The organism is Mycobacterium sp. 852002-51961_SCH5331710 (assembly GCF_001665535.1).
In the GTDB taxonomy this organism is placed as follows: Bacteria; Actinomycetota; Actinomycetes; order Mycobacteriales; family Mycobacteriaceae; genus Mycobacterium.
Genome location: NZ_LZSQ01000117.1, coordinates 1 through 13,007 on the forward strand (window position 1 = coordinate 1; position 13,007 = coordinate 13,007).

At 65.1% G+C, this 13,007-nt stretch carries 18 protein-coding genes; 13 read left to right on the forward strand and 5 right to left on the reverse strand.

All coding sequences use genetic code 11. From position 1 onward, the window contains the following. Window positions 1-61: 61 nt before the first annotated feature. Together A5752_RS21230 and A5752_RS21235 are read right to left on the reverse strand one after the other, a co-directional pair. Complete coding sequence (locus A5752_RS21230; RefSeq protein WP_067089786.1) at window positions 62-325, reverse strand: hypothetical protein; 264 nt, start codon at window positions 323-325, stop codon at window positions 62-64. Window positions 326-603: 278 nt separating this feature from the next. After that, window positions 604-930: a hypothetical protein gene (locus tag A5752_RS21235; protein WP_067089789.1), complete on the reverse strand. Its 327-nt coding sequence runs from the start codon at window positions 928-930 to the stop codon at window positions 604-606. Window positions 931-1,120: 190 nt separating this feature from the next. Here A5752_RS21235 and A5752_RS27800 point away from each other — a divergent pair, with 190 nt between their 5' ends. From A5752_RS27800 to A5752_RS21250, 3 genes are all read left to right on the forward strand, one after another. Beyond that, window positions 1,121-1,300 (forward strand): hypothetical protein, encoded by a 180-nt coding sequence (locus A5752_RS27800; protein WP_067089791.1) that lies wholly within the window; start codon window positions 1,121-1,123, stop codon window positions 1,298-1,300. A 314-nt stretch (window positions 1,301-1,614) separates the two neighbouring features. Further along, the gene (locus A5752_RS27235; RefSeq protein WP_231983481.1) at window positions 1,615-2,085 is read left to right on the forward strand and encodes a hypothetical protein; all 471 of its coding nucleotides are present in this window, start codon (window positions 1,615-1,617) and stop codon (window positions 2,083-2,085) included. A gap of 53 nt (window positions 2,086-2,138) precedes the next feature. Next, a complete protein-coding gene (locus A5752_RS21250; protein ID WP_156614074.1) occupies window positions 2,139-2,396 on the forward strand; it encodes a hypothetical protein in 258 nt (85 codons plus the stop codon). A 482-nt stretch (window positions 2,397-2,878) separates the two neighbouring features. On the opposite strand, the gene A5752_RS21260 is transcribed toward A5752_RS21250, so the two are convergent. Next, window positions 2,879-4,057, reverse strand: a complete 1,179-nt coding sequence (locus A5752_RS21260; protein WP_067089802.1) for a tyrosine-type recombinase/integrase — start codon at window positions 4,055-4,057, stop codon at window positions 2,879-2,881. A gap of 449 nt (window positions 4,058-4,506) precedes the next feature. On the opposite strand from A5752_RS21260, the gene A5752_RS21265 reads away from it, so the two are divergent. Continuing rightward, window positions 4,507-4,956 (forward strand): DUF6197 family protein, encoded by a 450-nt coding sequence (locus tag A5752_RS21265; protein WP_067089804.1) that lies wholly within the window; start codon window positions 4,507-4,509, stop codon window positions 4,954-4,956. Between the two features lie 1,370 nt (window positions 4,957-6,326). Continuing rightward, the gene (locus tag A5752_RS21270; RefSeq protein WP_067089807.1) at window positions 6,327-6,752 is read left to right on the forward strand and encodes a hypothetical protein; all 426 of its coding nucleotides are present in this window, start codon (window positions 6,327-6,329) and stop codon (window positions 6,750-6,752) included. 4 nt (window positions 6,753-6,756) lie between these two features. Here A5752_RS21270 and A5752_RS21275 read toward each other — a convergent pair whose 3' ends face one another. Continuing rightward, window positions 6,757-7,110 (reverse strand): helix-turn-helix transcriptional regulator, encoded by a 354-nt coding sequence (locus A5752_RS21275; protein ID WP_067089809.1) that lies wholly within the window; start codon window positions 7,108-7,110, stop codon window positions 6,757-6,759. Window positions 7,111-7,186: 76 nt separating this feature from the next. Between A5752_RS21275 and A5752_RS21280 the strand changes: the two genes are divergently transcribed. Genes A5752_RS21280 through A5752_RS21310 form a run of 7 tightly spaced genes read left to right on the forward strand, consistent with a single transcriptional unit; the run spans window position 7,187 to window position 11,105 of the window. Beyond that, window positions 7,187-7,675: an SRPBCC family protein gene (locus tag A5752_RS21280; protein ID WP_067089812.1), complete on the forward strand. Its 489-nt coding sequence runs from the start codon at window positions 7,187-7,189 to the stop codon at window positions 7,673-7,675. A gap of 32 nt (window positions 7,676-7,707) precedes the next feature. Beyond that, window positions 7,708-8,433 carry a Clp protease N-terminal domain-containing protein gene (locus tag A5752_RS21285; protein WP_067089814.1) on the forward strand — a complete coding sequence of 242 codons (726 nt, stop codon included), beginning with the start codon at window positions 7,708-7,710 and terminating at the stop codon, window positions 8,431-8,433. Between the two features lie 41 nt (window positions 8,434-8,474). After that, complete coding sequence (locus A5752_RS21290) at window positions 8,475-8,951, forward strand: RNA polymerase sigma factor (RefSeq protein WP_067090190.1); 477 nt, start codon at window positions 8,475-8,477, stop codon at window positions 8,949-8,951. After that, on the forward strand, window positions 8,948-9,541 hold the full coding sequence (locus A5752_RS21295; RefSeq protein WP_067090193.1) for a methylated-DNA--[protein]-cysteine S-methyltransferase: 594 nt from the start codon (window positions 8,948-8,950) through the stop codon (window positions 9,539-9,541). The genes A5752_RS21290 and A5752_RS21295 overlap by 4 nt, the downstream gene beginning before the upstream one ends. Before the next feature lie 36 nt (window positions 9,542-9,577). Beyond that, window positions 9,578-10,003: a PPOX class F420-dependent oxidoreductase gene (locus A5752_RS21300; RefSeq protein ID WP_067089817.1), complete on the forward strand. Its 426-nt coding sequence runs from the start codon at window positions 9,578-9,580 to the stop codon at window positions 10,001-10,003. Window positions 10,004-10,049: 46 nt separating this feature from the next. Then, window positions 10,050-10,541 (forward strand): hypothetical protein, encoded by a 492-nt coding sequence (locus tag A5752_RS21305; RefSeq protein ID WP_067089821.1) that lies wholly within the window; start codon window positions 10,050-10,052, stop codon window positions 10,539-10,541. Between the two features lie 6 nt (window positions 10,542-10,547). Then, complete coding sequence (locus tag A5752_RS21310) at window positions 10,548-11,105, forward strand: GNAT family N-acetyltransferase (protein WP_502686775.1); 558 nt, start codon at window positions 10,548-10,550, stop codon at window positions 11,103-11,105. Window positions 11,106-11,126: 21 nt separating this feature from the next. Here the strand turns inward: A5752_RS21310 and zapE are convergent, their stop codons facing one another. Next, window positions 11,127-12,179, reverse strand: coding sequence for a cell division protein ZapE (gene zapE, locus A5752_RS21315; RefSeq protein ID WP_067089825.1), 1,053 nt, complete (start codon window positions 12,177-12,179; stop codon window positions 11,127-11,129). Window positions 12,180-12,213: 34 nt separating this feature from the next. Between zapE and A5752_RS21320 the strand changes: the two genes are divergently transcribed. Then, complete coding sequence (locus A5752_RS21320; protein WP_067089827.1) at window positions 12,214-12,996, forward strand: pyrimidine reductase family protein; 783 nt, start codon at window positions 12,214-12,216, stop codon at window positions 12,994-12,996. Window positions 12,997-13,007: the final 11 nt, after the last annotated feature.

The following is a 13,007-nucleotide window of genomic DNA, read 5'->3' on the forward strand; positions in this document are numbered from 1 at the left end:
CTCAAAAGCCGAGAATCAGACGAAGGGGGTCAAAATTCGGGCGTCGACACGGGGTCAGTTTTCAGGCGACGCCGACAGGGTGAGGAAGGTAGACCCGCGCCCAGACGCCGCAAGCAGTGATCAGCCCCGGGGATTCGGTGGAGAAAATCGGCTCTCCGCCAGTAGTGATCTTGGCATAGATGCCCGTCCACGGTGGCTCGGGGAGAAGCCCCGCATGACGCACCGCATCCTCGGCCGCCTTCGGAGCAACATCCCCCACCTCTGGATTGCCGACCCGCGCATCCTGCGCAACCGCCGCGAAGGTACTCGGCCACTTCCGCGCCATCGGCCCTCCTATCACCCCGAAGCACTCGTCGAGCGGTTAGTTGAAAACGTAGAAGAGCGGACCGGAGTGCTCGACGGACCACAGCTCACGAGGACGACCAAAGGATCTCGTAGTCCAACCTCAACCCCGACCCGGCAACGATCCCTCTCCGCAAACCGAGCACATCGTGTTCTGATCACGATACTGGGATCGTCGGAAGACGCACGAATGTGCCGTAGACGGGCAAATGGGGTGAGCCGCATAAGCTGCACCTGACAGTGGCTGGCTGTATCGCGTGGTCAGCAGAGCTGGTGTTCAGCAGCCTCGACGAGGAACATGCCGTCGGGCATCGACAGGGACAAGCCCATCTGGTTCTGCGCGCGCCCAACCGCCCGATCAGCGTTGGCTCGCGCAGAGCCAAAGGACAGCCCAGAATCCACCCCGTCGCGGATAGCCTCACAGGCGACTTGGCCGAGGCGGAACGCTTGGGCGTCGGTCAGCGAAGCCTTGACCTTCTTACGCACCTCGGTTAGGTACATGTTCTCGTCGGCGAAAGCCGGAGGAGGCGCGCTAATCGCTACCCCCACGCTGGCCAACAGCACGAGCAAGAATTTGGTCACTGCCATCCCTCCCTACGCTGAGTTCACGACCCAACGGCCACTGCCACATACCATCGGCAGACCGTCGGGCGATTGCGCGGCAAGACCCGTCTCCGTGCAAGGAGATCCCTGTGGGCGAACACCCACCAGAGGAACTGCCGGACCCCAGATGCCGCCGCCGTCAAGAGCGTGACCGCAAGCCATCGGCTGACCGGCGGTGCTCACACCGAAGATGTACTTCTCGGTGTTGCTGCACGGCTGGCCGGTAGCCACACCCACTGTTATGCCCGGGATGGTGCTGGAGGCCCCGGAGTTGCCGGTTAGCGGCGCGGGACACTGGCCAGTACTCGCGCCGATCGAGTTGATCTCGGCGTTCGACCGGGGGTCACCCGCGTAATCAATCAAATTCGTACACCGCTCGGCGGAGGCGGTTGGCGGACACACAACAGCGCCCACCACGATCATCGCTCCTGCCGCAAACACAGTCCTAGACACGCGAATGCCACCCGACAAGTACCTCATCGATCCCCCAAATAAGCGCCCCCACCCGCTTAGCAAACTACCGCACCGAGGCCGAACTAGGGCAAGAACGGACTGGTCAACCTGTACACGCTAGGTGGACGGGTTAAGAAGACGACGATTAATGAGTTCCTTCGTCAAGGGTTACGCGGTCGAGCACGCGACACCAGTTGATCCGCGCTAAGCCGCCGCATGAGTTCACCCCATTTGCTGGAAAGGCATTGCTACAAAGCGGTTGAACCCATAATGATCCCTATCCACCTGTTTGCCGTACGCGAGGGGAGACCGGCGATCATGTTCGGATACAACGTCCACAAGCATCTCGGACGCGTCATTGCCGCTCTTGCCGCTGTCAGCATCCCGCTGTTCGGAGCTGCTGTCGCGGGTGCCGACGATCCCGACCCACACATGCCCAACATGCAATCCGGGTACTGCCCCGGAGGAGGGATGGGGTCGCAAATCTCAATGGCCTACTGCGACGGGGTGAAGTATCCGGATGGCTCTTACTGGCACATCATCCAGTACGGGGCACCGATGATCGGCCATCCGTATGGCCTGTTATCGCCGGGCATGCAGTGTGTTATCAACCCGGACAACGGACCTATTCCACAACCAGCGCCGCCGGGCGGATGCGGCGGCGCGGTTCCACAGCCACCCTCATAGAGCTGGGGATTGGCATGCCTCGGTTGAGGATCTGTTCAGGCATAGCTGCCGCGTTGAGCAGCGTCAGCATCCTCGTCTCGATGCCGACTGCCTTCGCGCAGACACCGGGTGAGGCGTTCTGCGCGGAGAACCAGCGCCGCCTTGATAGGACCAGCGGAGAGATGCCGTTCGAGGTCAACGAAGCTGTCGCATGGCTAACGCAGCAATTTAACATGTCTGAGACTGAAGCCGTCCGTCTCATCGACAATGTAGGCGAGACGTACTGGTCAAGCATGAACGGGCGATGGGAGGTCAAGTGTCATGATCAGTGATCTTGTCTCGCCGAGAACATGTTCTGCACTCGTCGCCGCCCTCTGTCTCATGCCGGTAATCGCGCTACTACCGACCGCGCACGCCGCGCCCAGCGTGTATCAGGAGGCTTGCGAGCTGGTAGCCAGCCAGGAGTACAACTACTACTCGGCGGGCGGTTACGACCATTTGGACGTCACTGAGGTGCGCTGGGAACTGCAGCGCCGGGGGTGGCCTGAGGACGCAGCTCAACTAGGCGCTCAGTACGGCGCTGATGAGTGCATCAATCTTCGACCTGTCCGTGAACCGAATTGGTGATCACGCTGAGCGGAAGGACAGCGAGAATCCCATGAGGCGCAGACGGGCACCACTCGCAAGATGACCTAGCGGCAACGACGGCCTCGATGCCGCCCGCTGACGTGTCGAGGAAGAGTCTCATCAGGCGATGGCCGCTCTTGTTCAATCTGCCTGTAGAGCAACTACTCCTACTGATCGCGTTCTGACCTCAGGCGGGAAGCTCGCCCCCGAGGGCCATCTGCGACAGTGCCGCCGCGATCTGACGGTCGCGACCCTGGGCCGCGTGCTGGTACCTCATCGCTGCCGTTGGCGTGGAGTGACCCAACCGCGCCATGAGTTCGGCAAGTGTGGCCCCGGTCTGCGCGGCGAGGACCGCGCCGGAATGCCGGAGGTCGTGGAACCTCAGATCAGTACGGGCCGCCGCTGTGCGTGCCTTATAAAACTGCCTGTACAGCGTGGCTGGGGCGAGGTGCCCGCCGTGGGCCGCCGGGAACAGGAGCGCGTCGGCACCCTTACCCACGTGCGTGGCCAGGTGGGACTCCAACACAGGGACGAGGTGCGGGGGGATGGCCACGTCACGGATGCCCGCGTCACTCTTCGGGTCGCCCACCACGAACCCTCCCTCGGCGCGCACCACAGCGCGTTCAACGTGTACAACGCCCTCGTGCCTGGTGACCCCTGCGCCGTGCTCGTCGTGCACTACGCGGGTGGTCAGCTCAACGTCTCTGCGGCGCAACTCGGTCAACTCCCCGAACCTCAGCGCACACCACGACGCGAGCAGAATCATGGCCTGATACTGCTCGGGCATGGCCTTGGTCAACACCCCCAGTTCCGGCAGTGTCGCGGGCCGGATCTTCTTCACCCGCCGGGAAGTTCCCGCACCCCGGATCACGCACGGGCTGAGTGCGGCCTTGCCGTCGCTCACCGCCGTATTCATGATCGCGTTGAGCAGCCCATAGGCATGCGCCCGCGCTGTCGGCGTCGCCTTACCCATCTTGTCGTGCCAGGCCCGCACGTCGTCGCTGGAGACCGACGCGACAGGCAAGGCACCAAACGTCGGCAACAGATGCTCGTCGAGCAGCCACTGGTAGTGCTCGCGGGTGCGCACCTTCAACGGCTCACCCCTCACGCGCCGGTCGGTCAGCCAGGCCTTTGCGTAGGTGCGGAACAACAACTTGTTGTCGACCTTTGGCGTGGCCGTCGGGGGCATCCACTCCCCCTTGATGATGTCGGCTTGGCGCAGGGACAACCAGGCCCTGGCGTCCTTCACCGTGAGGAAGGTCGTGGGTGCCTTGTACCGGCGTCCATCGGGGCCGGTGTACCGGGCACGGTGATGCCCTCCGGACAATTGCTCGACGCTGCCGAACGTGCCTCTGGTCCGCGCCACTGGGTGGTCCTTCCCGCGATACTGAGATGGGCAGACAGTGGACTGGAGACCGCCCACGGGCTATGAATGGGCAAAAACTAGCACACTCATTTCCGCAGCCTTCCGCAATCTTCCGGTACGAAAGTACTTGTCTACCATCATGATAGCTGCATCAACCCTGATCACGCCTTGATACCAGCAAACGGTAGATGAGATTCAATCCCAGTATCGCGCACCACAGTTTGTGCAGGGCTACCGCTATATCTAGTCAGCCAATATAAATGCCATGCGATAAATCGAGATGTCCCCCAATGTTGCGCGCGCGCCACACCCAGTAGCGCAGCCCGGCAGGGGCCGACACACTCGCAGCGGAAGTCGTCGTAAACGCGCTCGCGTTCTGGGGGTTAACCCCCAGAAACTTGGAGGTCAACCTCGTGTTGTCACGCGGCCGCACTTCGTAGTTTGAAGGTATGGCTGACATGAATACCGACCGGGATGTGATCGAGGGCGCCCTGTCGCTTATCGAGGCTGACGGCGGGTGGACCCAAGGCGCCTACTACCGCGACGTCGATGGCACTCAGGTGCACCCGGTAGCCGAGTCGCCGGGCAGCTGGGTGCGGGTGCGCACCGAGCACGTCGGCGCGGGAGGTTACCGGACACGCACCGAGCCCGTGGCCGCCCCATGCAGCTTCTGCCTGGGCGGGGCCATACGTGCCGCGGCGGGTTACTGGCACAGCGGGCAGCCTTACGCGGTGCAAGAGCAGATCGATCGGCTGGAATTACTACTCGTGCGGCTGGCCAATTCCGACGGCGCGATGGACTGGCCGGACCTAGACGCCTTCAACGATGACGCGCATACCACCGCGGCCGACGCGGTGCTGCTTCTAAAGCATGCCGCCGCATACGCGGGCGACAGATAGTCGACCTGCCGATCACCTTCTTCTGCGCGGCCAAAAGCCGGGCCTCGCAATAAGTTTCGCAAAGTCGCCAGGACATCCCCTCATCTGGCGGGCCGTTCAGTATGCGCGTTACCCCGCTGCGAGATGTCGTGCTCACCAGAGCCCGGCACAGGCGTTTGTCCTCGATGCGACCGCCACCGCGCCGCTAGCCCACGCTGCCAGGTGTACCGATTGGAACCTGCACACCTATCCAGTTGCACGGCGTCCAGGTTCGCCATGCAACCAGCGCGCACTGCTGCTGAGGACTGAGCGACGGCGCACACGGCGGCATCCCAGGCGCCCCACACACAGCCGGGTCAGCGGACGCAGCACCTCCACCCATGAAACCGCCAGTACCGATCGAAACCGCGACGGTCCCGATCATCAGCAATCGTCTTAACACGTCAAGTCCTGCGTTTTCTCGTTCTTGTCAAAGGGTGCTACACGTAGCGCCAAACCGCCCCCACGGCTATGGCCGTCACCGCTACGCTGACGCAACTCGGGTTCGAACCGCCTGGAACACTCCACTTTTGCTCTCGAGATGGGACGTCGGCGCCTGGCCAGAGTCCTCCCCCCGCAGCCAGTCTGCGCGTGAGACGAGGTATTTGAATCAGGTGTTTCCCTATGTTCTCGTAAATCGCAACAGCTAACTGTCGCCCCCGGTACTTCCATCGTCAGCGACGGGATGCCGGCCGTGTTGGGCCTACGCAATGCGCCTGTCCCGGGCAATAGCTGTCTCACGTGCACTTTTCGACACTGCTCTCGTCAGACGCTCACCCGAACGAGATTGGGCCATTTCGACCTATTTGTAGAAGCAGTGGCGGCTCGAAAGGCGTTTGCAAGGGGCCGATTCGGTCGCCCAGGTCGTTGCGATCGACAACGGTCGCGGCGCACCCATTGCGACCTTGGTTGCGCCGGAGTAAATATTCTTCCAATGCTACTGGGGGAGGACACATTTCATGCGCGGCATCCTGTCGATTGCAAATATGCTTTTCGTTGTCGAGGACTGACACTTGGTCTGCTCGGCTTCTCAGGCCCGACGACGGCTTCGCCGACCTGCTGGGGCGCCATCCCGCCGGGATCAGCACATCAACCATTTTCGAATGGCTCGGCCGGTGATGCCGGCTGCACACATCAGCAAGACACCAGCGACACGAGCATGGCCGACCTCGGCGAGGCTGGCTCGTGGCCCGGCAGTGGGCCTGAGCTGGCTGCGGCCCCGTGGACGACGGTTCCCTAAGGGCGACACGGGTGGCCGTCGGGCTGATCTCCACTTGAACGAAACTCTCCGGCCGCCTACTCCGGCCTACTAGGCTTGCGAAGACCGACCGGTCACGACACGAGGGTGGGACATGATTCGCCAACTGCTCGCCGCTGCCGCCATCGCCGGCGCCGCCATCTGCGCGGCACCGTTCGCCTCCGCGGACGACAACGACTATCCCGACACCCCCGGCCGGTATGCCTCCGACGTACCCGGCATGAACTACGACGCCCACCTCACCGGGCCGTGCTTCAACCTCGAGCGGTTCACCTTCGGGCGTGGCCCGGGCGGCGAAGTCCTGCAGTGCCGCTGGATCGAGAACCAATGGCCGCCGATCCCCACCAACCAGGGATTCTGGCAAGCCTCCTATGAACTCTTTGGCGTTCAGGACGTCGGCGCCCCGTGCCCCAAGCCTCAATCCGCCGCCCAATCCCCCGACGGTCGTCCGATGTTGTGCCTCGGCGCCCGAGGATGGCAGCCGGGCTTCTTCACGCGCGAGGGCTTCTTCCCGAGATAAGCCGTCAGGCGCGCAACGTCTCGCTCGGCGGGGTTCCGTAGGTGCGTTTGTAGACACCGCTGAAGCGGCCCGCGTGCGTGAAACCCCACCGCCCCGCGATCGCCATCACGGTGTCGCTGCGCGGGTCCGCTATTTGCAGTTCGCGGTGCGCTCGGTCGAGTCGCACGCGGCGCAGATACTCGAGCGGCGTCGTCCCGAGGTGCCGACGGAACGCGTACTGGACCGAACGCGGCGTCACATTGACGGCAGTGGCAATATCTTTGAGTGTTATTTCCCTGTTGGCGTTCTCGTTGATGAACGTGATCGCGCGTCGCAGCAGGGCGGACTGAACGCGAGCCGGGTCCACATGGTTGCGCATAGCAATCCGTGGATACCCCGGCGCCGATAACCGAAACGGCTTACGACGCGTTTCACATCCAAGGCATGATTTGCTGATGAACGATCGCATCGAGGTCCAGCGCACCATCGCCGCACCGGCGTCCGACGTCTTCGCCGTCCTGACGGACCCCCAGGGCCACGTCGCCATCGACGCCACCGGGATGCTGCAGGACGCGGAGGGCGAACCGGTTCGCGCGGCCGGCGACAGCTTCGTCGTCCACATGGATCGCGAAGCTCTCAACGACTTCCCCATGGGCAAGTACGACGTCACCGTCTCGATCCGCGATTTCGAGCGGGACAGCCTGATCTCGTGGACGGTCCTCGGTCGAATCCGGCCGCAAGTCGGCCACGTCTACGGCTATCGCCTGGAGCCCGCCGCCGACGGAACGCTGGTGACGTCGTTCTACGACTGGTCCGACATCGACCCGCACTGGCGCGAGGCGGGCATCCTCCCCGTCGTCTCCGAAAGCGCGTTGCGCGCGACGCTGGGCATTCTCGACCGCACGGTCAGGCGCGGCTACCCGCGATCGTCAACCCAAGGTTGACGCACACCATTCGTCAACCTACGGTTGACGGTATGACGCAGTCCGCCAAGATCACCAACCCGGTCCGGCTCGACGACCTCATCGACGTCATCAAGACCGTGCAGTCCGAACCCCTCGACCAGCTCACCGACGCCGTGCTGGCGGCCGAGTCCCTCGGCGAGATCGCCGACCACCTGATCGGCCATTTCGTCGACCAGGCCCGCCGCTCCGGCGCGTCCTGGACCGACATCGGCAAGTGCATGGGCGTTACCAAACAGGCCGCGCAGAAACGATTCGTCCCCAAGACGCCGACCGACGCCGAACTCCTCGACCCAAACGCAGGATTCGGCAGGTTCACTCCCCGCGCCCGCAACGTCGTCGTCGAGTCTCAGAATCTCGCCCACGCGGCCGGCAACGCCGAGATCGGATCCGATCACCTTCTGCTGGCACTGTTCAAGGACCCGAACGGACTGGCCGCCAAGCTACTCGCCGCCCAGGGCGTCGACTCCGACGCCGTGACGAAGATGGTGTCACTTCCGGCGCGGGCCGAAGGCGACCTTCCCGCCCTGATTCCCTTCACCAGCGGCGCGAAGAAAGTTCTCGAACTGACCTTCCGACAAGCACTTCGCCTGGGGCACAACTACGTCGGTACCGAACACATCTTCTTGGCGCTATGGGAGGCCGAGGACGACGACGGCCCTCTGCACCGCATCGGCGTCGACAAGGACCGATTCGAAGCCGAACTGCTCGATGCGTTGCAGGCCTTCACCGAGGAGTGATCTCACAACGGCCGGCCCGGGGGCGTCTTCATGATGTGAGGGTGCGACCGTTCGAAGACGTAGTGGCCGAGCACGGTCCGACCGTGCTGCGCGTCTGCCGCGCCGTCGTCGGTCCCGTCGACGCCGAGGACGCCTGGTCCGAGACGTTTCTGTCGGCACTTCGCGCCTACCCGCAGTTGCCTGCCGACGCCAACGTAGAGGCCTGGCTCGTCACCATCGCCCACCGTCGCGCGCTCGACGTCGGCCGGGCTCGGTCGCGAAGACCCACACCCACCGACGACATGCCCGATCGCGCCGCGCCGCGGGCGGATCCGGCGTCGCACGACCCCGACCTGTGGGACGCGCTCGCCCGCCTGCCCGCCAAGCAGCGCCAGGCCGTCGCCTACCACCACGTCGCCGGCCTACCGTTCGCCGAGATCGCCGACCTGCTCGGCAACTCTGCCGACGCCGCCCGCCGCGCCGCGGCCGACGGCATCAAGACACTTCGCAGGATCTACCGTGAGGACCAATGTCGATGACCACCAACATCTTCGACGAGCTGACCCCCGATGATGAGACGCTCGACCGGTTGCACCGACGGCTGGAACGCGCCGCCGACCACGACGGCGTCCTCGACGTCGCCTACCGCACGATCGACAGCCCCGTCGGCCCACTCCTGTTGGCCGCCACCACCGTCGGACTGGTCCGCGTCGCGTTCGATGTCGAAGACCACGACACGGTGCTCACCCGCCTGGCGCAGACGGTGAGCTCTCGCATCCTGCGCGCACCGGCCCGTCTCGACACCGTCGCGTACCAACTCGACGAGTACTTCGCCAAGCGCCGCACCACATTCGAGGTACCGGTCGACCTTCGGCTCGCAGCGGGCTTTCGCCGCAGCGTGATCGAGCATCTCCGCGACATCGGCTACGGCCGACGTGAGAGCTACGCGGCCGTCGCCGCCGCGGTCGGCAACCCTCGCGCCGTACGCGCAGTGGGTAGCGCCTGCGCCCACAACCCGCTGCCGGTGGTGATTCCGTGCCATCGTGTCGTGCGCTCGGACGGTTCACCCGGTCAATACGTCGGCGGGCCGGACGCGAAGTCGGCGCTGCTGAGCCTCGAGGCGGCCTGAGGGAATGAATCGGCGCGCCGGGCGGTAGAACCTCGCATGAAACTCAACGACGCCGCCCGCGCCCTCATCGGGCAGGGTGCAGACGCCACGCTGGTCACCCTCAATCCCGACGGCAGCCCACAGGTGACGTTGGTGTGGGTGGCGCTGAAGTCGACGCCCGAGGGCGACGAACTCGTCACCGCACACCTCGCCGAGCATCAGAAGGTCCGCAACGTCCGCCGCGACCCCCGCGTCGCGGTGACGATCCTGTCGCCGCAAGGTGTCGGGCAGGCGATGCGGCCGTACCTGGCGATCAACGGCACCGCCCGCGTCGTCGAGGGCGGTGCGCCCGAACTGCTGAAGGAACTCGCCCAAACGCTGTCCAGCCCGGATTCGGGGTTTCCGCCCCAGGACGCTCCGCCCGGGTACCTGACCCGGATCTGTATCGACAAGGTCGGCGGCGTCGGGCCGTGGACGTCCTGACCGGGAAGCGTCTGTAACACGTTTCAGTGTGTGCGATCATTCGGTGATGCGTCGCTGGTTCGTGCTGCTCGTGGTCGCCATGGCGACCGCCGCCGGGATAGTCGCTGCACCCGCCTCGGCGGTGACCGCTCCGATCGGCAGACTGGGCGACACCCTGCAGGTGAAGTTCGAGGGCCTGGTTGCCGACATCACCGTTCACAGCGTCGACCCGTCGCCGATCCCGCCCGGGTTCGGCTATCCCCCGCGGCCCCCGCGTCAGCAGGTCTGGCGAGCCTGGGTGACGGTGCATTCGATTCAGGTGCCGACGCCGTATGCGCAGTCGATCACCTACAGCTTCCGCGGTGTCACGCCGACGGGCGACAGCTACGAACCCCGCAACACCGACGCCCCGGACGCGCTGCAACCGCAACTGAACAACGCGCCCGCCGGTTCGACGGTCAGCGGCGCGGTGTTCTGGGACTGCTACCGCGACCTGGTGTCCAACGTGGTGCTGCTCGACAAGGTCACCGGCGAGCACCTGGCTCAGTGGAACGTGTAGTTGCCGTTGGGCATTGACGTCACGGCGGCCGTCGAAGCCGACCTGCCCGAACTCGCCGACGTCGCCGCCCGCACCTTTCCGCTCGCCTGTCCCCCGGCAGCCACACCCGACAACGTCGCAGCGTTCATCGAGGAGAACCTGTCGCAGTCCCGCTTCCGCGACTACCTCGTCGACCCCGACCGGGCGGTGTTCGTCGCGCGCGCCGGCAGCGCAATCACCGGCTACGCCATGCTGATTCGCGGTGTCCCCGACGACCCCGACGTCCAGCGTGCCGTCGGATCCCGCGCCGCCGTCGAGGTGTCGAAGATCTACGTGCTGCCCGACCACCACGGCGCCGGTGTCGCCACTGCCTTGATGACCGCGGCGGTGCAGGAGGCCACCGATCTGGGCGCTGCAGCGGTGTGGCTCGGCGTCAATCAGCAGAATCGACGCGCGCAACGGTTCTACGCCAAGCACGGTTTCGTCGTCAGCGGCACCAAGACATTCCGATTGGGTGCGGCCATCGAGCACGACTACGTGATGGTGCTCGACCTTCGACCGCGAACAGACGCAAAACTGACGTAATCGGCCCGAAAGTAGGCAGGTTTACGTCTGCTCGCGCGAAGAAGGCGAGCCCAGTTCGCTGCCTTCCCTCGACAGCGCCAGTAGTCGCGACGTCGCGCGCAGATACTTCTTGCGGAATCCACCCGCCAGCATCTCTTCGCTGAAGAGGGTGTCCAGTTTCGCCCCCGACGCCACCACCGGGATTCCCGCGTCGTACAGACGGTCGGTCAACGACACCAGGCGCAGGGCCACGTTCTGGTCGTCGACCGTGTGCACGCCGGTGAGGAACACCGCGCCGATCCCTTCGATCAGTGTCAGGTAGCGCGACGGGTGCATGGTGGCCAGATGCGCGCACAGCGCGTCGAAGTCGTCGAGGGTCGCATTCGCCGACCGTTCGGCGCGCTCACGGACCTCGGTGTCGCTCAACGGTTCGGGCGCGGGCGGGAGATCGCGATGGCGATAGTCCGGTCCGTCGATGCGCACCGTCTCGAAAATGGCTGCCAGCGTGTTGATCTCACGCAGAAAGTCCTGCGCCGCGAATCGCCCCTCCCCCAGTTGCTCAGGCAGCGTGTTCGACGTCGCAGCCACCGATACCCCGCGCTCGACGAGTTGCGACAGCAGCCGCGAGATCAGCGTTGTGTTGCCGGGGTCGTCGAGTTCGAATTCGTCGATGCACACCACCACGTAATCGGCCAACAGTTCGATGCACTCGACGAACCCGAAAACGCTTGCCAGCTGGGTCAACTCGCCGAAGGTCGCGAACGCCTTCGGTTCCGGCAGCCGGTAGTACGACGACGCCAGCAGGTGGGTCTTGCCGACACCGAAACCCCCGTCTAGATACAAGCCGACCCCGGGCAGCACCTCCCGGCGCCCGAACAATTTCTTCTTGCCCGCCCGACGCTGCTCCGCCTGGTCGCAGAACCGGGCGCAGGACTGCACGGCTGCGGCCTGTGACGGCTCGGCGGGGTCGGGGATGTAGCTGTCGAAGCTGACGTCGGAGAACGTGGGTGGCGGCACGAGTTGGGCGATCAGCCGGTCCGGTGTGACGTCGGGGTGCCGATCGACCAGATGTTGCACCGCTCCGGACCCGTCCATGCAGGCACCTTATCGACGTGCTGCAATCGTCTTCATGCCCGATACCGCCGCTGCGGCGCAGTTCACAGTGCTCGGGGCTGACGGCGCCCCGATCGACGGCGCCGACGGGAGGCTCGCCGACTTCTACGCCTACCCGGCCGACCTGCGAAGGTGCTGGGTGCGCGGCAACATGATCGCCACCGTCGACGGCGGAGCGACCGCCGACGGTAAGACCGCGGCGCTGGGAGGCGTCGGCGATCGCACCATCTTCGAGCAGATGCGCTACGCCGCCGACGTGATCCTCGTCGGCGCCGCCACCGTGCGCACCGAGAACTACTCCGGCGCGCAGGTGCCCGTGCCGCAACGCGGCGAGCGACAGGTGCGCGGCCAGGCCGAGGTGCCGCCGATCGCCGTCGTCACGCGGACGGGCAACCTCGACCCGGATGCCCGCTTCTTCACCCGCACCGAGGTGCCACCGCTGGTCTTGACGAGCTCCGCCGCCTGTGACGACACCCGCCGCCGTCTCGGCGGGCTCGCCGAGGTGATCGATGCCTCCGGCGCCCGGCCCGACGAGGTCGATGCCGCGAGTGCGCTCGACGCGCTGGCCGCACGCAAGTTGTTTCGGGTGCTCACCGAGGGCGGTCCGCTGATCCTGAGCCTGCTCATCGAGAGCGATCTGCTCGATGAGCTGTGCCTGACGATCGCGCCGTTCCTGGTCGGCGGCAAGGCGCCGCGAATCGCGACCGGCCCCGGAGAGGTGCTGACGCGGATGCGGCCGGCGCATGTACTGACCGACGACGACGGCTATCTGTACACGCGCTACGTCCGGCTCGGCTGAGGCACGCATCA

Coding starts and splice junctions, on each gene's coding strand:
- A5752_RS21285 (WP_067089814.1), top strand. CDS start 7,708: ATGACGCAGTCCGCCAAGATCACCAACCCGGTCCGGCTCGACGACCTC.
- A5752_RS21305 (WP_067089821.1), top strand. CDS start 10,050: ATGCGTCGCTGGTTCGTGCTGCTCGTGGTCGCCATGGCGACCGCCGCC.
- A5752_RS21320 (WP_067089827.1), top strand. CDS start 12,214: ATGCCCGATACCGCCGCTGCGGCGCAGTTCACAGTGCTCGGGGCTGAC.
- A5752_RS21270 (WP_067089807.1), top strand. CDS start 6,327: ATGATTCGCCAACTGCTCGCCGCTGCCGCCATCGCCGGCGCCGCCATC.
- A5752_RS21230 (WP_067089786.1), bottom strand. CDS start 325: ATGGCGCGGAAGTGGCCGAGTACCTTCGCGGCGGTTGCGCAGGATGCG.
- A5752_RS27235 (WP_231983481.1), top strand. CDS start 1,615: ATGAGTTCACCCCATTTGCTGGAAAGGCATTGCTACAAAGCGGTTGAA.
- A5752_RS21280 (WP_067089812.1), top strand. CDS start 7,187: ATGAACGATCGCATCGAGGTCCAGCGCACCATCGCCGCACCGGCGTCC.
- A5752_RS21235 (WP_067089789.1), bottom strand. CDS start 930: ATGGCAGTGACCAAATTCTTGCTCGTGCTGTTGGCCAGCGTGGGGGTA.
- zapE (WP_067089825.1), bottom strand. CDS start 12,179: ATGGACGGGTCCGGAGCGGTGCAACATCTGGTCGATCGGCACCCCGAC.
- A5752_RS21275 (WP_067089809.1), bottom strand. CDS start 7,110: ATGCGCAACCATGTGGACCCGGCTCGCGTTCAGTCCGCCCTGCTGCGA.
- A5752_RS21295 (WP_067090193.1), top strand. CDS start 8,948: ATGACCACCAACATCTTCGACGAGCTGACCCCCGATGATGAGACGCTC.
- A5752_RS21265 (WP_067089804.1), top strand. CDS start 4,507: ATGGCTGACATGAATACCGACCGGGATGTGATCGAGGGCGCCCTGTCG.
- A5752_RS21300 (WP_067089817.1), top strand. CDS start 9,578: ATGAAACTCAACGACGCCGCCCGCGCCCTCATCGGGCAGGGTGCAGAC.